Source organism: [Roseibacterium] beibuensis (assembly GCF_039542305.1).
In the GTDB taxonomy this organism is placed as follows: domain Bacteria; phylum Pseudomonadota; class Alphaproteobacteria; order Rhodobacterales; family Rhodobacteraceae; genus Roseibacterium; species Roseibacterium beibuensis.
In genome coordinates, this window is the sequence record NZ_BAABHW010000001.1 from 1 (window position 1) to 18,492 (window position 18,492).

15 protein-coding genes, 2 pseudogenes and 1 riboswitch are annotated in these 18,492 nt (G+C 59.8%); of the genes and pseudogenes, 15 read left to right on the forward strand and 2 right to left on the reverse strand.

Annotated features, from left to right (window positions below; translation table 11 throughout):
• The coding region (locus tag ABD923_RS00005) for an Ig-like domain-containing protein (protein ID WP_345229366.1) at window positions 1–2,020 on the reverse strand (2,020 nt) is incomplete at its 3' end.
• Between the two features lie 528 nt (window positions 2,021–2,548).
• Here ABD923_RS00005 and ABD923_RS00010 point away from each other — a divergent pair.
• Window positions 2,549–2,959, forward strand: a complete 411-nt coding sequence (locus tag ABD923_RS00010; RefSeq protein WP_259547389.1) for a GFA family protein — start codon at window positions 2,549–2,551, stop codon at window positions 2,957–2,959.
• A 156-nt stretch (window positions 2,960–3,115) separates the two neighbouring features.
• Here ABD923_RS00010 and ABD923_RS00015 read toward each other — a convergent pair.
• Window positions 3,116–3,205, reverse strand: a pseudogene (locus tag ABD923_RS00015) (IS5/IS1182 family transposase); the annotation flags it as partial.
• A gap of 243 nt (window positions 3,206–3,448) precedes the next feature.
• On the opposite strand from ABD923_RS00015, the gene ABD923_RS00020 reads away from it, so the two are divergent.
• The 14 genes and pseudogenes from ABD923_RS00020 to ABD923_RS00085 all read left to right on the forward strand — a co-directional run bounded on the left by ABD923_RS00020 (window position 3,449) and on the right by ABD923_RS00085 (window position 18,458).
• The gene (locus tag ABD923_RS00020) at window positions 3,449–4,204 is read left to right on the forward strand and encodes an IclR family transcriptional regulator (protein ID WP_259547388.1); all 756 of its coding nucleotides are present in this window, start codon (window positions 3,449–3,451) and stop codon (window positions 4,202–4,204) included.
• A 68-nt stretch (window positions 4,205–4,272) separates the two neighbouring features.
• Complete coding sequence (locus ABD923_RS00025; protein ID WP_259547387.1) at window positions 4,273–5,226, forward strand: tripartite tricarboxylate transporter substrate binding protein; 954 nt, start codon at window positions 4,273–4,275, stop codon at window positions 5,224–5,226.
• Between the two features lie 29 nt (window positions 5,227–5,255).
• The gene (locus ABD923_RS00030; protein ID WP_259547386.1) at window positions 5,256–5,690 is read left to right on the forward strand and encodes a tripartite tricarboxylate transporter TctB family protein; all 435 of its coding nucleotides are present in this window, start codon (window positions 5,256–5,258) and stop codon (window positions 5,688–5,690) included.
• A 9-nt stretch (window positions 5,691–5,699) separates the two neighbouring features.
• Entirely contained in the window at window positions 5,700–7,217 is a 1,518-nt protein-coding gene (locus ABD923_RS00035) for a tripartite tricarboxylate transporter permease (protein WP_259547385.1), read from the forward strand.
• Between the two features lie 11 nt (window positions 7,218–7,228).
• Window positions 7,229–8,473 carry a CaiB/BaiF CoA transferase family protein gene (locus ABD923_RS00040; RefSeq protein WP_259547384.1) on the forward strand — a complete coding sequence of 415 codons (1,245 nt, stop codon included), beginning with the start codon at window positions 7,229–7,231 and terminating at the stop codon, window positions 8,471–8,473.
• The gene (locus ABD923_RS00045) at window positions 8,470–9,348 is read left to right on the forward strand and encodes an HpcH/HpaI aldolase/citrate lyase family protein (RefSeq protein WP_259547383.1); all 879 of its coding nucleotides are present in this window, start codon (window positions 8,470–8,472) and stop codon (window positions 9,346–9,348) included. Before ABD923_RS00040 ends, ABD923_RS00045 begins: the two co-directional genes overlap by 4 nt.
• Before the next feature lie 152 nt (window positions 9,349–9,500).
• Window positions 9,501–10,432, forward strand: a pseudogene (locus ABD923_RS00050) (IS5 family transposase).
• Window positions 10,433–10,500: 68 nt separating this feature from the next.
• A complete protein-coding gene (locus tag ABD923_RS00055; protein WP_259547381.1) occupies window positions 10,501–12,597 on the forward strand; it encodes a hypothetical protein in 2,097 nt (698 codons plus the stop codon).
• On the forward strand, window positions 12,597–13,583 hold the full coding sequence (locus ABD923_RS00060) for an ATP-binding protein (protein WP_259547380.1): 987 nt from the start codon (window positions 12,597–12,599) through the stop codon (window positions 13,581–13,583). The genes ABD923_RS00055 and ABD923_RS00060 overlap by 1 nt, the downstream gene beginning before the upstream one ends.
• Before the next feature lie 1,105 nt (window positions 13,584–14,688).
• Window positions 14,689–14,893, forward strand: a riboswitch (cobalamin riboswitch).
• Window positions 14,894–15,030: 137 nt separating this feature from the next.
• Complete coding sequence (locus ABD923_RS00065; protein ID WP_259547379.1) at window positions 15,031–15,822, forward strand: DUF4198 domain-containing protein; 792 nt, start codon at window positions 15,031–15,033, stop codon at window positions 15,820–15,822.
• A 4-nt stretch (window positions 15,823–15,826) separates the two neighbouring features.
• Entirely contained in the window at window positions 15,827–16,444 is a 618-nt protein-coding gene (gene cbiM, locus ABD923_RS00070) for a cobalt transporter CbiM (RefSeq protein ID WP_259547378.1), read from the forward strand.
• The gene (locus ABD923_RS00075) at window positions 16,444–17,028 is read left to right on the forward strand and encodes a cobalt ABC transporter permease (protein WP_259547465.1); all 585 of its coding nucleotides are present in this window, start codon (window positions 16,444–16,446) and stop codon (window positions 17,026–17,028) included. Before cbiM ends, ABD923_RS00075 begins: the two co-directional genes overlap by 1 nt.
• A gap of 3 nt (window positions 17,029–17,031) precedes the next feature.
• Window positions 17,032–17,817 carry a cobalt ECF transporter T component CbiQ gene (gene cbiQ / locus ABD923_RS00080; protein ID WP_405048283.1) on the forward strand — a complete coding sequence of 262 codons (786 nt, stop codon included), beginning with the start codon at window positions 17,032–17,034 and terminating at the stop codon, window positions 17,815–17,817.
• Window positions 17,808–18,458 carry an energy-coupling factor ABC transporter ATP-binding protein gene (locus ABD923_RS00085; protein WP_259547377.1) on the forward strand — a complete coding sequence of 217 codons (651 nt, stop codon included), beginning with the start codon at window positions 17,808–17,810 and terminating at the stop codon, window positions 18,456–18,458. The genes cbiQ and ABD923_RS00085 overlap by 10 nt, the downstream gene beginning before the upstream one ends.
• Window positions 18,459–18,492 lie beyond the last annotated feature (34 nt).

Consider the following 18,492-nt stretch of genomic DNA (forward strand, 5'->3'; position numbering starts at 1 on the left):
CAACCGTGTCGGCGGTCACCTCAAGCGTATCGCTTGCCGACCCGGAATTGCCCAGCGAGGACGTCAGGTCGCCTGAGGCGTTCACGAAGTTGCCGCCCGCCGTTGACAGGACATCGGCAGACACGGTGCAGGTGGCCCCCGCCGAGACTGTTCCGCCGGTATAGCTGAGAGTTCCCGCGCCCGAGATTGCGGTCAACGTCCCGCCGGTGCAGGTCGTCGAGGCATTGGTCGGGTTGGCAACCTCCAGCCCCGTCGGCAGGTTGTTCGTGAAATCGAGGGCGGTCGCCGCGATGGCATTTGCCGAGTTATCGACGGTGAAGGTCAGCGTGCTGGTTTCGCCCTGGATGATCGCATCGGGCGAGAAGACAGCCGAGAAGCTCGGCGGATCGCCAATACGCACGAAACTGCCATCCGTGGTGGACGTAATGTCGGTGGCTGTGTTGCCGGTCAAGTCCTCGATCCCGGACACGGTGAAGGACACGTCGCCCTTTGTCGTCGACGAGCCAACGGTCAGGGTTGCCGTCCAGTTCGAGCCGCTGCCCGACACGGATGCCGTTTCGCCCTGGATGGTCACGGTCGGCTCGACCACGTCCTCGTCGACGGTCAGGGACAGGGTGATCGTGTCCCCGGTCCCGGCGATATTGGGGGTCGCGCTGTCGGAGGCGAGGCTGACCAAGATCGCTGTCGGTGCGGTTGCATCATAGGTGACCGAGACCTGGTCTGCAGCCTCGTTGTCATTGCCGAATGCGTCCCTGACGCTGTTCTCGGGGAAATTGACTGTTACGGTCCCGTCCGATGCCGGCGTGATGGTCGCCGTGTAGACGGTCGGGCTGGTTGGTTGCAAATTCGTGGCCGCGCCATTGCTCACCACGATGTCGCCCAGAGCTATGCCCGTCACCTCCTCGGAGAAGGTCATCGTCAATGAGAAAGGCGCGCTCACCGAACCGCTCGGTACGCCGAGCGTCACTGTCGGACGGGCCACATCCGCCGTGGTGCTCTCCGAGTTGGACGCCGTATTGCCATTACCCGCCACATCGGTCGCCGCATCTGTCCCCACCGACACGGTGACTATGCCATCACCGTCGGGCGTGATCGTGGCCGAATAGACCCGCAAGGAGACGGCTTGAAGGTTCGATGCCGTGCCATTCACCACGGTGAAATCGCCAAGCGCAAATCCAGTCATGTCTTCATCGAAGGTCACGGTCACATCGAAGGGGCCGTTCACCTCGGAAGGGATCGCGGAGAGTACAGCGGTCGGCGCCGTTACATCCCGCGTGCCGCTGAGTGTTGCGCCAGTGCCGGGATTGCCGGCCCGGTCAACGGCAGCTGCATCCGCTACGGCGACCTCAAACGCGCCCGCCGAGCTGAGGGTCAGATCCGCCGTATAGGTGCTGCCGCTGCCCCTGAAATTCGAGAAAGAGCCGGTCCCCTGCGTCAGGGTCAGATCGCTTGCATCGAAATCGGTCACGATTTCGGAAAATGTGAACGTGAGCGGGATCACGGAACTGTTGGTCGGGAAAGATGCCGAAGAGGTGATCGACAGCGTCGGCGCAACGCTGTCCGGATTATAACCCTCATATGCACCGATGACACTGAAATCCGTCATGGCGTTGCCAGCCATGTCCATGATGACGGCATCGGTTCTAGGCTCGAGCCTAATAGTCCCGGTGCCATCGGACACAACGAAAGAGAACCGCAGCCTGAACCGATAGACGCTCGGTGTAACCTGGACCGCGCCGAGTACCGCAAGAGAGCCAACGCGAACATTTCCGTCAATTTGAAAATCCCCACCCAGACTGACACTGGTGACGTCTTCGGTGAAGGTCACTTCCCATTCCAGTTCAGTCTCGCTGGTATACTGGTCCACAGGATCAAAACGTGTGATCGACTGGATGCGTGGCGGCGTGGTGTCTGTCGCCTGCGCCCTGGCTTCCTCAGCGAACGCTGTGATGCACCACAACGTGGCAAGAGCCAGCGCGATGTGTTTCAGACAGCGTTGTACACAGATTTTCTTCCTCATGCATTCCCCGCAAGTCAGGGGCATGAAGAACAAACAACATACCCCAATGGCGACGCAGTCAGCCAACTGCATCACGTTCATTGGGCCAGTTGCTTGCGACGGGAAGGCGCGAAAACGCGTCTTCAGATCTTCTCAAAAGCCGACATCTTACCGGTGAGGCCTGTAGCACCGGAACTTCTCAAGCAGCGGCAAGTTCTGTTTTTTGGGTCGATCGTGAAAGCGCATATTGCTATATCTTGGGAAAACAATGGCTTGTGTGTTGTCTTGGTCACAGCTGTCGATGCCGCAAGCTCTCTCGCTGCCGCGGGCCTGCGAAGCTGAGAAAGTCTTGCGTCAGGCAAACAATATCCGATTTATGGGCCAGAGCAGGCATCTGCCGGATATTTCGTGACTGTCCGCTTTGGGGCCGAGAGTTTGCAGGGCAAGTCTTGACCCTCTTTTTCGACATTTTCCAACCCGCGGATACCTGAGATCAATGAGACTGCGTTCGACTGGCGGAAAACGGCTTGTCTGTCTAGAGGAGTACGAATGAACGATAATCCAATCACCGGGCAATGCCTTTGTGGCGCTGTGAAATTCCGCATATCGGGAGAATTCCAAGCCTTTTTCCTGTGTCACTGCTCCCGCTGCCGCAAGGACAGCGGGTCGGCCCATTCTGCAAACTTGTTCTCGTCCACTGCCAGTCTGACCTGGGTGTCGGGGGCGGAAAGCATCAAGACATTCCAGCTGTCCGGTACACGCCACGTGAAGTGCTTTTGCTCCGACTGCGGGTCCGCGCTGCCAGTTTCCCAGCCGGAGGTTGGTTTGCTTGTGGTGCCGGCAGGGTCGCTCGACAGCCAGATCCACATACGGCCCAACGCGCATATCTGTTGGTCCAGTCGCGCGGATTGGGACAACGATCTTGCCTCCATCCAAAGGATCGAAGGGCTTCCAGGATGAATGGTCGAACCGATGATGTGTCTCGGGCAACAACCAGACCATGAGGACGGGACCGTCAGCTTCACCCGCGCAGCTGACACTCGGCTTTGCCGTGATGCCGTGGCTTGCATGTATGTCCGGACCGGTGAAGCTGCGGCCCGTCATTAGGGTCAGGACTCACAGCCAGTAGATGACGAGTGCTGCGAGGGCGATGGCTGACAGGAAGACTTCGGGCATGCTTCTGAAGTGCCGAGAGGCTACGCCCCGTCGCTCTTAACCTCGGGGGGATGCTCAAGATCCAATTCCTTGGATGCGGCGTGATTCGGGCTGGCTGCAGTGGCTTGGCGTCCGTGCGTGAAAGCGATTCAATCACGTTAAGTCTTTGTGAGAAAACAAAAACACAGGCGTGATTTTCATGCCTTGACCGCAGGCCGGTATAGCCCTCCTATACATATGTTCAGCAAATCGAACACGTTCATTATAATGAACAAATAGGGGGAGGACAATAAAATGAGCGGTCGCGGTGCCGAAAGAAGTCTCCTGCTCGTTGAATGGATGGCCGGTTGCGCTGAGCCAGTGAGTCTCGCGCAAACAGTTGCGGCATTGAATCTGCCAAAAAGCTCTGCTCTCGGATTGCTACGGATGCTCGTCGATCTCGGGTATGCCGAACGCACTGACGCAACCCATTATCGATTGGTCCGGCTTCCGGGCGAAGCCACGAATGAAAATCCCGCTTGGGGGAGCCTGCTGCGCCTGTTGCAAAGCTCTCTTGCGCAGGCCGTATCAGATACTGGGGAGTCCGGGTTTCTTGCGGTGCTCGAGCCTGAGAAGACGGTTCGGTATCTCAATAAGGTCATGCCTGAGCGAGAAATCCGCTACGACCGCGACATTTCGGTGGCGCGCCGTGCGTGGCAGGTCTCAAGTGGGATCGTGCTACTGGCCGGTCTTTCTGAGGCCGATCTTGCAGCTTACCTTGACGTTTTGTCTTCAACAGAAGGCGCAACAATCGAGCCCGCCGTCCTGTTAAGCGAGGTCCGCGAGGCTCAACGCCTCGGCTATCACGCAAACCCGATGGGTGTTGTCGAAGGCGCTGCAGGTGTCGCTGCACCAATCCTCGATCGAAACGGGAGAATGGTTGCAGCGCTCAACATAGCCGGCCCTGCAGATCGCATATCCGGATCACTCGAAAAAATAATCGATCTCACTGTCGCGCATGCCGAACGGTGTAGCGCCGTTCTGGCGGAGGCGCGTGGACTAAGCAGCTGAGACAGCCGTGCGATGCGCTGCTGCGTGTCGCGATCCCCAACCTGATCATTGAAATGGAGGAGACCTCAATGACAACTTCGCTGAAGATTTTTACCGCAGCTTGTACAGCTGCACTCCTTGCCGGCCCGGCGCTGGCCCAGGATTTTCCTGAACGTGGGATCGAACTCGTGGCGGGCTATGGTCCCGGCGGTGGGCATGACACGATGCTTCGCACCATGGCGCGTGTCTTGACCGAAGAAGGCTTGGTCGAGGTGCCCCTTAACGTCGTGAACAAGGACGGTGGCAGTTCGGCGGTCGCGATGGGCTATCTCAACGGCATGGCTGGCGACGGTCATTACCTGATGTCCGTTACCTCGTCGCACATCACGACGCCGCTGAACACCGATCTTCCTCTCGACTACTCGAGCTTTACGCCAATCGCACGGTTGGGCATCGACCCCGAGGTCCTTGTGGTGAATCCCGATGGCGATTTCGCGAGCATGGACGCGATCCTCGGTGCCGATCGAATGCTGAATGTCGGTGGTACTGCTTCGGGATCTATCGAACACATCGTCACGGTGCTGCTGGCACGCGAAGCGGGTATCGAGCTGAACTTCATCCCCTTCGATGGCGATGGTGAAGTTGTTGCCGCCTTGCTGTCGAACCAGGTCGATTTCGCTATCACCAATCCGGGCCCGGTTTCAGATTTCATCGAGACCGGTGACCTCGCAGCGCTCGCAATTTCGACCGAAGAACGGATCGAGGCCTATCCCGAGCTTCCGACCTTCTCGGAGCAGGGTATCGACATCGTCCTCAGCCTGTTCCGCGGGGTGACCGCGCCGGCCGATATTTCGCCGGAGGCCGAGGAATGGCTGGTCACGCTCATGACGGATCTGAACGAAAACGACGCTTGGCGGACCGAATACCTCGAGCCGAACTCGGTTGTTCCGGGATTGCTCACAGGTGAAGAATTCGAGGCCTACCTCGCCGAAACGCAGCAGGTTTATCGCGAAGTTCTGATGGATCTCGGTCTGATCGACTGAACTGTCTCAGGAATGTGGAGGAACTCCCGATGAAATGGTCCGAACTCATCCTTTTGGCTGGCCTCGCCTGTTTCGCGGGGGTCATTCTGCACGACAGCCTTGATATGCCTTACAGATCAAGTCAGGCCTTCGGGCCTGGCTTCATCCCGTTGAACATGGCAATTGCGACCCTTGCGCTTTGCGGCCTGCTTTTGGTCCGCGCTGTAGTGGCAGGTCTTCGGTCCGGCGAAATGGCGTTGGACCTCGCGCGCGCTTTGCCAGCAATCGGTGCCATAGCGCTATTGCTGCTGGCCACGGCGGCGGCGAGCTTTGGCTCGGTCCTGGGCCCGCTTGCCGTTGCGATGACGGTGATTTCGGCTTTGCTACTAGGGCATGGTTGGGTCCGTTCCGTCCTGCTCACAGCAGCCACTCTTGCCGTCATATACGCGATCTTCAGTCTTTGGCTGAACATCCCCGTTACCTAAGGCCCTGACATGATAGATATTCTTAACAGCCTTGGCGGCGGGTTCGCCGAGGTGCTGACCCCCTACAACCTCCTGGTTATTTTCGCGGCCGCCATGATTGGCACCGTAGTCGGCGCGCTGCCTGGACTGGGCCCCTCGGCCGGCATCGCGCTGATGTTGCCCCTGACCTTCGGCATGCCTCATGTGTCCGGCCTTTGCTTGCTGACCGGGGTTTACATGGGCACGATGTATGGTGGGCGGATCACCTCGATCCTCATCAACACACCAGGCGATGCACCGGCCATCATCACGGCCATGGAAGGCTATCCGATGATGCAGCAAGGGCGCGGAGGACTTGCGCTTGGCATTTCGGCGATCTCTTCCTTTGTCGGCGGCTTGTTCGGTTTGGTGGTGCTCATCTTCTTCGCGCCTGTATTGGCCGACTATGCCATTCATCTCGGCGCGCCTGAGTACTTTCTGCTGATGGCGCTGGGGCTTTCCACGATCATCCTCCTGGCTGGAGGAAACGTTCTCAAAGCGCTGATCGTCGCCTGTTTCGGAATTCTCGTCGGGACCATCGGCGCTGACTACGTGTCCGGCCGAATGCGGTTCGTATGGACGGTCGAACTCATCGAAGGAATAGACTTCGTAGCGATCATCATCGGCCTCTACGGTTTGGGAGAAGTCTTCTACAACCTCGAAGAGCGGGTCCGCTTGAACCTCGGCAAGCCGAGCCTTCGGATCGCCGATTTCGTGCCATCTGGTGGATCGCTGCGCGAAGCGGCACCGGCCACCCTGAGAGGTTCGCTGATGGGAACGGTCATCGGCATTGTCCCAGGCGCGGGTGCGACAGTCGCGACCTTCCTCGATTATGCATTGGAGAAGAGGATCGCGCGAAATCCCGAAGAATTCGGCAAAGGATCCATCCCTGGACTTGCAGGACCCGAGGCAACCAACAACGCGTCTGTTCCCGGCGCCCTGATCCCGCTGATCACGCTCGGTATCCCTGGTTCGGGCGGTACGGCAATCATGCTGGGCGCCCTGATCATGTTCGGCCTGCAGCCCGGACCTCTGATGATGGTCAACTCGGGCGACGTCATGTGGGCTATGATCGCAGGACTGGTTCTGGCGAATGTCTTCCTCTTGGCCTCGAACGTGTTGCTCATCCCGGTATTCGTGAACCTCTTGCGCCTTGTTCAGGGCAATCTGGCAAGCGTTGTGATTGCTCTGTGCGTGGTGGGGGCGTTCTCACTGTCCTATTCGGAATTCAACATCTGGATCGCATTGATCTTCGGCGTCATCGGCTACCTGATGCGCAAGAACGACTATCCCACCGGTCCGTTCATCCTTGCGGTTGTCTTGGGGCCATTGGCCGAAGGCTACTTCCGCCGGTCGATTATGATGGGCCAGGGAGATGCCGGGATCTTTCTTGAACGCCCGATCTCGGTAGCCCTCATTGCCGCGATGGTCCTGATCGGGATCGGCACGCTTTTTGCCAAGCGAGTGATGTCGCGCCGCCGCGCGCAAGCCGACACCGCAGGGCAATGAAGGAGGCAGGAATGACAAAAAAGAGCCAATGGCACCAAGCTTCTTATCAACCGGAGGCCCCTCCTGGCCCCTTGGAAGGCATCCGAGTTCTTGATCTCTCCCGGCTGGTTGCCGGGAACATGGCAACGCTTCAGTTCGCGGACTTCGGAGCGGATGTGATCAAGGTCGAGCCTCTGCCGAAGGGTGATCCGCTCCGCGCATGGAAACAAGCGGGACAACCCAGTTTCTGGAAAGCGTACGCTCGAAACAAGCGCAGCCTCGGCGTCGATTTTCGCGCGGAGGGTGCAATCGCTCTCCTGCGCCGGTTGCTTTCAACAGCGGATGTTCTGGTCGAGAACTTTCGACCCGGAACGCTGGAACGTATGGGCTTGGCGCCTGAACTGTTGTTGGAAGACAATCCGCGCCTGATCGTGCTGCGCGTCTCGGGCTTCGGGCAGACTGGCCCCTACAGTCCGCGTCCGGGTTTTGGCACTCTGGTCGAGGCCATGTCAGGGTTTGCTCATCGCAACGGCGAGGCCGGGAGCGGCCCACTTCTGCCGCCTTTGGCCCTCGCGGATATGATCTCGGGGCTTTACGGCTCGAACGCCGTGTTGATGGCCCTGCAAGCGCGGGACAAAACCGGCCGTGGGCAGATCATCGACCTTGCGCTCCTCGATTCCATGGTCTCGGTTTTGGGACCGGAACCATTGGATTACGCCCTCACAGGGGAAGCGAAACCTCGCGTTGGCAATGGGTCGAACACGTCCTGTCCCCGCAATGTCTATCGTAGTTCGGATGGCCATTACATCGCGATTTCGGCATCCATCCAAAGCACCGCCACGCGTCTCTTTGCGGCGATCGGGCGCGCGGATATGAACGAAGACCCGCGCTACGCGACCAATGAGGCCCGCGTCGCGCACAAGCCTGAAGTTGACGCGATCTTGTCCGAGTGGATCGGTAGCCGCAGCCGTGACGAGGTGATGGAGATAGCGCAACGCGAGGGGATCACGGCCGCCCCCCTCTATTCGATTGAAGATATCGTGGAGGATGATCATTTCCGCGACCGCGAGATTTTCGTTGATCTCCCGGATGAGGATCTGGGTCAGGCTACGATGCATAGCCCTGTTCCACGTCTGTCTGTGACACCCGGCGGCTTCCGCATGCCCGCCCCGCGGCTTGGCGAACATAGCGAAGCCATTCTCGAGGAGGCGGGCCTTGGCGCCGAGGACATCAAGGATCTTCAAACCGCCGGAGTTGTGCCGGAGCATCAGCCATGAGCGACCTCACGACCTGGCGCAGCCTTTTATACGTGCCCGGCAATAACGCGAAATTCCTGTCCAAGGCGCAGTCGCGCGGAGCAGATGCATTGATCCTGGATCTGGAGGACAGCGTGCCGGATGGCGAAAAGCAGGCGGCGCGCAACATGTTGGAGGAGCATTTACCGGGTCTGTCCCTTGGTCCCTCGGCGCTTGCGATACGCATAAACGGCGGTATGCGGGCCGGAATCCGTGATCTGGAAGCCTTGCTTCATCTCGGAATCAGCGCGATCGTTCTTCCGAAGTGCGAGCACCCTGGCAAACCTATCGCCATTGCTGAGGTCCTGGATGACCTGGAGGCGGAACGCGGCATCGAGGCCGGATCTGTCGCGATCATTGCTCTGGTGGAAACCCCGGGTGGCTTGGCACAGGTCAACGCCATCGCAATGGCTCACCCAAGAGTTCAAGCCCTCCTCTTGGGAAGCGAAGATTTCGCCGCCGCCTGTCGAATGACGCCTTCACGAGATAGCCTGCTCGGTGCGAAGCAGCAAATCGTCTATGCGGCCCGCGCCGCCAACATCGTTCCCTTGGGATTGTTGGATTCCGTCGCAGTGTTGGACAGCACCTCCATTGAGGATCTTGCACACGAGGCTCGACGATTTGGCTTTTCCGGTGCGACGGCCGTTCACCCTGATGCTGTCCCCGCATTGAACCGGGGTTTTGCGCCGCCCGAAAATGAGATCGCTTGGGCAAGAACCGTTATGGAAACGATGCGGGCAGCAGCCGATGAAGGGAAAGGCGCTGCAAGACTGGATGGAAAAATGATCGACAAGCCTGTGCAAATGCAGGCGGAATACATCCTATCGCGTGCTGGGAAATCCGAAAGCGGAGCGTGAGACCGGCCCAATCCGGGTTTTGTCACACCGTGTTCACAAGAGATCGTTCAATGCGATTTGGGCGACTGTCCGTTGATGGCAGCATGCGGCTTTGTTGCGCAAAGGTTGGGTTAGGGATTCATCTCGTGAATCCAGCGTGGTAGCTGTCCTGCATGAGCAGACCGATCCCGCCGAGCTACAAGACCAAGAACTGGCCGACCTACAACGAAGCGCTGAAACAGCGTGGTTCCCTGACGATCTGGTTCGATCCGGACATGGTCTGGGAGCCGCCGCCGACCGGCAAGCGAGGCCGGCAGCCGTTGTATAGCGACGCCACGATCCAGACCTGCCTCACGATGAAAGTCCTCTTCGGCATGGCCCTCAGGCAGACCACAGGCTTCGTCGAGAGCCTTCTGCGGCTGGTTGGCCTCGACTGGACGGTGCCGGATTTCAGCACATTGAGCCGACGACAGAAGACGCTTGCCGTCACCATCCCCTACCGTGGCTCGCAGGGGCGCTGAACCTGCTGATCGACAGCACCGGCATCAAGGCAGAGGGTGAAGGCGATTGGCACGCCTGCAAGCATGGCGGCGCGAAACGGCGCGTCTGGCGCAAGATCCACATCGGCGTCGACGAACAGACGCTGGAGATCCGCGCCATAGAAGTCACCGGCAGCAACGTCGGGGATGCGCCCATGCTGCCCGAGCTTCTTGACCAAATCCCCGCGGATGTGGAGATCGGCTGGGTCACCGCAGACGGGGCATACGACACGCGCAAGTGCCATGACGCCATCGCCAACCGGGGCGCCCATGCCGTCATGCCGCCGCGCAAGAACGCCAAGCCGTGGAAGCCGTCGACCGCCGGCGCCGGCGCGCGAAACGAGGCCCTGCGCGCCTCGAAATACCTCGGCCGCGCGCTTTGGCGAAGGTGGACCGGATACCACCGCCGAAGCCGCGCCGAAACGAAGATGCATTGCGTGAAGCTGCTGGGGCAAAGCCTCATGGCGCGCGACTTCGATCGTCAAGTCGCAGAACTCCAGATCCGAGCCGCCGTGCTGAACGGCTACACCGCGCTCGGCATACCCTTCACAGAGCCTGTGGGATAAGTGCGTCCGGGGAAAGGGGAAGTCCGGGCTTTACGGTCTTTGCGCAACAAAGCCGCCACGAGTCGATCATGTCCCTGAAGAACAAAGATCAGCAGGCTCTGGGACGATTTCACGTGGCCATGTGCCAGGCCGTGGATATTTTTGTTGCTTTGCGACGACAGGACAATCCGCGTTTTCGCCCGACCGTCCGGAACCTGAGCACATTGAGCGCCCGCCGGTTTATCGCTGAACAAACGACACTGCTGTTGAAAGAGCCTGTTCGAACCGCGCCGCCTCGTGGAGGAGAGAAAACCAAAGCGCGCATTCTCTACCAAGGCCGCACAATCCTGAAATACTACAAAAACTATATGAAACTCGACAATGGTGAGGGCGTGGCCGAGGCCCTCGTTCCATTGACGCACCTACGTGGCAACAGGTCGCCGCGTATTTCCGTACCACTCCGCGATTTGATGACCAAAGCCTGGGGCGAATTTGGCTTCGACCTAAGGGGACATTCGATCGCGAATGTTCACCAATACCTTGAGACGCTCGTTCACGAGGAGAACAAGCGCCGCATCTTGAACGAGTTGCCAAAACTCGCTGTGCCATCACAGAAGACGCTTCGGGAGCACCGTGATCGCCTCGTCACTCCAACCGAATATGCGATTGCCGTAGATGGAGTTCGAGAAACCCGCCGAAGGCAAGGGCGGGGCAGCACCGACATCCGGGGGTTCATGGTTGGTGAGCTCTGCGGCATGGATGAGCAGAAAATGTCGCTCGTGACGTCTGCAAAAGAGAAAGGCTTCTGGCACACCCTCTCGGACGAAACGAAAAGGGCCTATGAAGAGGCGGATGAGTTTATTCGAAAACGGCTTCACATTATCGTCCTATTTGATGTTGCCAGCCGCATGCCTTTGGCTTGGATTATTGCCGAAAACCCGAATGCAGAGGCTACTCTTGCTCTTCTGCGCATGGCGACCCGTGACAAGACCCGCGAAAAGACCCGGTACGGGTGTAAGAATGATCCCGCTAAAGGATGCAGCATTCACCGTTTGCGCAACGATAACGGGACTGGGCTGCGAAGTTCACCCGTCATTGCATCATTGATGGGAATTGGAACGATCAACGAAACCACCCGAACGTACTCTCCAACAGACCGAGCTCATGATGAACGGTTTTTTGGAACAGTGGAGTCGTGTTTTTTCAAGGTCATGCCGGGATACACGGGACGCCGCCCGGGAGATATCCCCGGCTACGACGCAATCAAAAATGGGGTTGTGAGTGTTGAGCTTTTGTATGCCATGCTGACCCGCTACCTCGTGGACGAATACCCTTTTCAAAAGCACTACGGCGTTGGCATGTTCGGCCGCCGTCCTTGGGATGTCTATAAAGAGCTCAACGATACCCGCGGGATGGCTGGGGTGATCGACCCCCACACCCGGCGCATTCATCTCGGCTGGCAGGTCAGCACCACACCTTCCGATGAAGGTGTGCGCGTGTTCGAGGGTATTTGGTTCAACTCGGACGATCTGCAGCTGGCCCGCGAAGAGCAGTTCTTCAAAGGGAAAGTCGAGGTCTTTGTCGACCCCGACAATTTGAACATTGCCACGGTCCTCATGGCGGGCGTGCCGGATCCGATCGAAGTCACCCTTCAGACGACCGCATTCGCAGACATGACCTTGGGCGAGGTCTTGCAGTTGGTCGCCGAGTATCGTCGCGAGGATCCGCACGTCACTGAACTTTATCATGATCGCCTTATGGAAGCGCGGACACGGCGTTACGCTGACATCTCGTCCATCGGTGTCGAACACGACCTGCCCCGCAGCTATTCGACCATCGAGGAGTGCAAGGCACTTGCCAGGGCGGTCTTCGCAGGCGCCCGGGTTCCCCGCACAAAGCAGCTAAACAGCACAACCTCTCCAGACGATGTCACCAACTTGGCGCAAAGCGACGGGGTTTTCGCCATCGGTGAAGAACCCTCGATCATTGAAGGGACGGCTGAAGAGGTGCCCGGAACCTCCGAGCCGTCGTCGGACGAGCAGCCCACTGACCATGGGACACAGGAGGAAAAATCTCAGGGCACTTCGGCGAGCAACCCACCTCCCTCCAAGGGAAATACGTCTCGCACACGCAAGTCGCAGTCCATGAAATCTGCGCGTCCTTCCAACCTCAAGGAGTTGAAGTAATGTCATTCGTCAACGAGGCGGTGGTCGACGTTCGAAAGCCCCTGATGGAGGCCCGCTTTCCGTTTAACCGAGCGCAGGACCTGGCCGAGGCCATGACTATGTGCGTCACGGAATACTATATCAAAGCCTCGATTGGCGGTCGTTTTGAAGCCTCCGGGATTTTGGTGATCGGTGACTCCCGGCAAGGAAAGTCGACCGAAATCGATGCCATGTTGAGGCGCCTTAACGATGGATCAACCACCATGCCCGATGGGCGTCCGGCTCGGGTCATTTCATGCCTTCTGTCCGGCAAGGTCACCTGGAAAGATCTCGGCGTCGAAATTCTCGAAGTCCTCGGATACCCGCTGCGAGGGCGGCACTCGCAAAGCGAGATTTGCTCCAAGGTCAGAAAGTATGCGGAGCTTCAGGGCGTGGTTGGCATTCACTTTGATGAGTGCCAGCACGTGTTCACGGAAAACGACAGCCTGACCAACCAGAAATTTCTGGATAGCTTCAAATCCCTTTTGAAGGATCATCAATGGCCGCTGATGCTGATCTTCTCCGGAGTGCCCAGCCTCGCCGCCCAGATTCAGAAGGAAGAGCAGCTCTACAGGCTCCTGCGCACCGTGAATTTTTCCGGCATCGATCTCGCGAGCACAACCGACAAAGACGAGCTCCTTCATCTTATCTTCAGCTACTGTGACAAGGCGCAGCTTGAGTTCGATGACTTCGAGTTGGACGACTTCCTCGACCGCTTGGTTTTCGCGGGATGCCAACGATGGGGGCTGGTGATCGAGCTGTTGATCGAAGCTTTGACGGTCACCCTTAGTGCCAATGAAAAGATCTGCACTATTGACCATTTCGCCGAAGGGTTTTCGCGCCGCACAGGTTTGCCATTTGGCTACTCGCCCTTCACTATGCCGAACTACCGAGAGGGTTTCAAACAGCACAATTTGCTCGACGCCTACGAGACGACCCGACGAAAGAAGATGCCCCGGAAGAACTGACCACTTGGCTTTTTCATAGATGGACGGCCCGCCTCGCGCGGGCCTTTTTTGTTTTCAGCAATGTGAGGTGTGCATGGTTATGGTTCGAACGTGCATGCTTATGCCATCAGATTTCGATGAAGCTTTATTTTATTGTTTTATTTCATTATATTGGAGGGGAGAGGTTTGATTTCGAATCACCTGAGCGTGCATACATATGCCCCATCCACAGCGAATTTGGATGGGGCATATGTATGCACAAAACGGATGTTTTTGATGCACGCCCTGTCAAGGATTTTTCGCCCTTCTCGGCCAGAATTCAGCTAAGGGCTTGTTAAAAAATATAACTAATAGGTGGACAGGAAAGTCCCAGCCGCCTTGAGGTTTTCCGCCGTACGAAATTTCCGATCGCCGGGGCATGCGATCGATACTTCAACTTAAAAAGATTCCTGATGCTGCCTCGCCCTGAGCCATCCCCGCGCAAGCCGTGCGGTGTCCGGGCCAGCGCGGTGAGGGGCAGGGCGTCGCTCTACCGTTTCGTAGAGCGGATCCAGAGCGTAGCCCACAAAAGGCGGCAAACGAGACAGCGTCGAAATCCTCGATTTCGGGGAAACCGTTCCAACCTGCAGTCCCCATTAGGCGGACACCCGTCTCGCCGACCACTAAGAGGAGCGGATCTCGGATGTTTCAGCCAAGGCCGAGGGGCTGCCGGGTCCGATCGCGGCCCGGCCGGGCTGGGAGGCCATACCGGCTGTACGGCAGGGTCGCCTACGGTGAAAACGATGCACGCGCCGGAGCCTCGCACGGGATCGGGGCCGGTCTCGAGCCTGGTGTCCGCGTTCTGCCCCACGCTGCGGCAATCCCCCATGGCGCCGGGAAGCCAGGTCAGGAGGCCTTCGGGAAACGGCATGCCAAGGGGCTGGACCCGGCTGGGCTGGCCGGGACGTTGCGCCACGTGCGGCAGCCTCAAGCCGATCCAGAGCACCGTCGCTCAGCGCATAGGTCGACATGACAAACGAGGCGGCATGGTTTGGCTGCCGAGATCAACACCCGGAATTGTCAAATGGTCGCGGCACTCGCTCCTCCGCCCCATGAGTCGTCTATTGACCGGACACGGGGCGTGGGGCATCAGGTTGGTGTGATCGGTTCCGCCCCGTTCTGGGGTGGAGGCAAGAGGGAACGCGGTGGGGTGTGAGGTCACACCGAACCCGCGGCTGTCCCCGCAACTGTGAGCGGCGAGTTCGGCTGACAACGCCACTGGAGCGATCCGGGAAGGCCAGCCAGAGCATTGACCCGCGAGCCAGGAGACCTGCCGGTCATGCGTGTCCCCACCGGGACGCGGCCACCTGGACGCCGGGGAAACGCGTCGGGCATGGGCGCGTCACTCCGGTTGCGCGCTCCCGCCAAATCTCCCCGTCCGTCCTTTCCAAGCGCGGCTTCTCAGCCGCACGACAGAAAGAGGACGTAGATGACCCTTCGCACGACAATCTTCGCGGCTGGTGTCGCTGCCGCCCTGCCGATGGCGGCATCGGCGCATTTCCTGCTGAATTTCACCGAACAGGCGGTGATCGAGACACCCGGTGAAATTCCGGTCAAGCTGATCTTCTGGCACCCGATGGACAACGGCCAAGTCATGGACCTCGCTATGCCGCGCGAGTTCTACATGATCCACAACGGTGAGCGCACGGACTTGCTCGATACGCTCGAACCCGCAGTATTTCAGGGGGCAGAGAACACGGGCGAGGCCTTCCGTGGCTCGGTCCCGATCCGCCGGTCGGGCGACTACGTCTTGGTGACAGTGCCCGAGCCCTACTATGAGGAAAGCGAGGACATCTACATTCAGCAGATCGCGCGCGTCTTCCTGAACCGCAACGGCCTGCCGACTGATTGGGACGGCATCATGGGGCTTCCGGCCGAGATCCAGCCCCTGAACCGTCCCTACAACGTGCTCGTCGGTTCGACCTTTACGGGCCGCGTGCTGTCAAATGGCGAACCGGTCGCCGGGGCCGAGATCGAGATCGAATACATGGCCTCCGAGCCCGACATCGCGGTCAGTGCCACGACCGAACCGACGGTTGCCGCGCCCGCGGGCGGCACGCTGATCGCGATCAGCGATGCAAACGGTTATTTCACCTTCGGCATCCCGACGGCCGGGTGGTGGGGTTTTGCCGCGCTTGGTGTCGGACCGGAGACCGGGTTCGACGGCCGCGAGTTGTCGCAAGATGCCGTGATCTGGATTCACGCGACCGAGTTGGAGTGAGATCATGCACATTGTTGACGGGGCGCTTGCGAACGAGGTTGTCCTCGGCGGGGCCGTCGTTGCCGCTGGCGGGATCGCGCTGGGGCTGAAAAAGCTGCCGCTGGAAAAAATTCCGGCGGCGGGCGTTTTGTCGGCCACGTTTTTCGTGGCCTCGCTGATCCACGTTCCGATCGGCCCCTCTTCGGTGCATCTGATCCTCAATGGTCTGGCCGGGCTTGTCCTCGGCTGGGCCGCTTTTCCCGCGCTGTTCGTGGGGGTCTTGTTGCAGGCCGTCTTCTTTGGCTTCGGCGGATTGACGGTGCTGGGGGTGAATACGCTGAACATCGCCCTGCCGGCCGTTCTGGTCGGTATCCTCGTTGGTCCGGTGATTGCGCGGGCCTCGCCCGCGATGGGCGCGGTCTGGGCCGGGATCGGCGGTGCCTTTGCCATCGCCGCCACAACGCTGCTGGTGGCTGCCTCCCTGATGCTGTCAGGAGACGAGTTCGTCGCTGCCGCACAATTCGTTTTCTTTGCGCATATCCCCGTCATGGGGATCGAAGCGCTGCTTGCCGGAGCGGCGGTCTACCTTGCCCGGCAGGTGAAGCCCGATCTCTTCACGACCATGAAAGGAGCCAAGGCATGATGCGCGCTCTCATTTTGGCACTCGTCCTGGTTGCAGCCCCCTTTGCCGCGCTGGCCCATAATGTCATTTCATCCGTCTTTCCGGCGGGCCGCGAGATCGAAGGGGAGATCGGGTTCTCCAATGGCGAGATGGCCGGCAATCGGCTGGTCGAAGTCTTCGACGCAGAGGGAAGCAAGCTGGGTGAGGTCATCACGGACGGGGACGGTTTCTTCCTCTACACGCCCACCGAGGCCGTCACCCATGTTTTCCGCGCCGATCTGGGCGCGGGCCACATTGCCGAAATGGAGATGGCTGCGGAAGATGTCGCCGCGATCATGGGCGTCGCCGCACCGGAAACCGAAGCGGTGGCCCAAGCTGGCCCGGACGCACCGGCAGGCGGGGGGATCATGGTGACCTCGCTGACAGACGAGGAACGCGCCGCCATTGCGGAAGCTGTGCGCACGGAAATGCGACCGCTGCGCCAAGAGATCACGGCCTACAAGAACCACAACGATTTCCAGACCATCCTGGGCGGGATCGGCTATATCATCGGTCTCTTCGGTCTTGGGTTCTACCTTGCCGCCCGCCGCAAGCTGGCGGCCTGACCCTTGGCGACAATCCTCACGCCACAGGCCGCCGCGCTGGGGCCGAACGGCGATGTGCCTGGCTGGCTTGGCGGTGTTGACCCGCGTGCGCGTATCATCGTGGCCGTCGTTTATGCCGTGGTGGTGGTGGCTTGCTCCCGGATCGAGGTGCTCGCGCTCGCCTTCGCACTCTCCGTCGCGCTGCTCCTGGCCTCGCGTTTGCTCATCACCCGAACCCTCAAGCGCATGGCCGCCATGGACGGCTTCATCCTCTTCATGCTGGTCCTGCTGCCCTTCACCGTGCCCGGCGATCCGATCTTTGCCGTTTGGGGTTTCACGGCCAGTTGGCAAGGGGTGCTCCATGCTGTCGAGATTGCGTTGACCGCCAACGCCGTGGTGCTTGCGCTGCTGGTGCTTGTAGGGACACTGGAGCCGGTGACACTCGGCCATGCGCTCCATGCACTGGGGATGCCCGAGCGGCTGGTCCATCTGTTGATGTTCTCTATCCGCTACATCGGCACCTTGCGCGAGGAATACCTTCGCCTTCGCACCGCGATGAAGGTCCGCGGTTTCCGGCCCGGCACCAATTGGCACACCTATCGCAGCTATGGCTATCTGGTCGGCATGATGCTGGTGCGGGCCGTGGAGCGCTCCGAACGCATCCTCGGCGCGATGAAATGCCGGGGCTTCTCGGGTCGGATCGTGATGCTGCACCGGTTCGAGGCGACGCGCAGCGATCTGAGCTTCGGATTGGCCGCAGTTGCGGCCATGGCGGTGCTACTCCTGCTGGATTTGGGTCCATGGCGCTGATCGAGTTGGAAGGCATAAGCTTCGGCTACACGAACGCCGCACCGGTCCTGATTGACGCCTCGCTATCGCTTGGCACAGGCGACCGGCTGTCGATCACCGGGGCGAACGGTGCGGGCAAATCGACGCTCCTGAAGCTCATTGTCGGCCTGCTGACGCCCCGGGCCGGCACGATCCGCGTTTTCGGCGAGGCCCGCCGCGACGAGCCCGATTTCGAGGAGGTCCGCCGCCGTGTCGGCCTCGTCTTCCAGGATGCCGACGATCAGCTGTTCTGCCCCACCGTGGCCGAGGACATCGCCTTCGGCCCCCTGAACCTCGGTCGCAGCCGGGACGAGGCGCTGGCCATCGTCGATGACGTTCTGACGCGGCTCGACCTGATGCGGCTGCGGGATCGGATTACACACCACCTGTCCGGCGGGGAAAAGCGCCTGGTGACGCTCGCAACTGTCCTTGCGATGTCGCCCGAGGTGCTACTGCTCGACGAGCCGACCAATGCACTCGACGTGGACAACTGGGCGCGGCTGGTCGAGATCGTGAATGCGCTGCCGCAGGCGGTCCTTCTGGTCAGCCACGACCCGGCCTTTCGCGACGCCGTCGCCCCCCGCGCGCTGCACCTGTCGGAGGGACGGCTGGCGCCAGTCTGACGTCCAGCCGCTGGTCGGCCAAGACGGGTGCAGA

Excerpts from the sequence above, each read along its gene's own strand:
- ABD923_RS00055 (WP_259547381.1), top strand. The coding sequence starts at position 10,501 with ATGTCCCTGAAGAACAAAGATCAGCAGGCTCTGGGACGATTTCACGTG.
- ABD923_RS00025 (WP_259547387.1), top strand. The coding sequence starts at position 4,273 with ATGACAACTTCGCTGAAGATTTTTACCGCAGCTTGTACAGCTGCACTC.
- ABD923_RS00040 (WP_259547384.1), top strand. The coding sequence starts at position 7,229 with ATGACAAAAAAGAGCCAATGGCACCAAGCTTCTTATCAACCGGAGGCC.
- ABD923_RS00030 (WP_259547386.1), top strand. The coding sequence starts at position 5,256 with ATGAAATGGTCCGAACTCATCCTTTTGGCTGGCCTCGCCTGTTTCGCG.
- ABD923_RS00020 (WP_259547388.1), top strand. The coding sequence starts at position 3,449 with ATGAGCGGTCGCGGTGCCGAAAGAAGTCTCCTGCTCGTTGAATGGATG.
- ABD923_RS00075 (WP_259547465.1), top strand. The coding sequence starts at position 16,444 with ATGCGCGCTCTCATTTTGGCACTCGTCCTGGTTGCAGCCCCCTTTGCC.
- ABD923_RS00065 (WP_259547379.1), top strand. The coding sequence starts at position 15,031 with ATGACCCTTCGCACGACAATCTTCGCGGCTGGTGTCGCTGCCGCCCTG.
- ABD923_RS00045 (WP_259547383.1), top strand. The coding sequence starts at position 8,470 with ATGAGCGACCTCACGACCTGGCGCAGCCTTTTATACGTGCCCGGCAAT.
- ABD923_RS00060 (WP_259547380.1), top strand. The coding sequence starts at position 12,597 with ATGTCATTCGTCAACGAGGCGGTGGTCGACGTTCGAAAGCCCCTGATG.
- ABD923_RS00085 (WP_259547377.1), top strand. The coding sequence starts at position 17,808 with ATGGCGCTGATCGAGTTGGAAGGCATAAGCTTCGGCTACACGAACGCC.
- ABD923_RS00010 (WP_259547389.1), top strand. The coding sequence starts at position 2,549 with ATGAACGATAATCCAATCACCGGGCAATGCCTTTGTGGCGCTGTGAAA.
- cbiM (WP_259547378.1), top strand. The coding sequence starts at position 15,827 with ATGCACATTGTTGACGGGGCGCTTGCGAACGAGGTTGTCCTCGGCGGG.
- ABD923_RS00035 (WP_259547385.1), top strand. The coding sequence starts at position 5,700 with ATGATAGATATTCTTAACAGCCTTGGCGGCGGGTTCGCCGAGGTGCTG.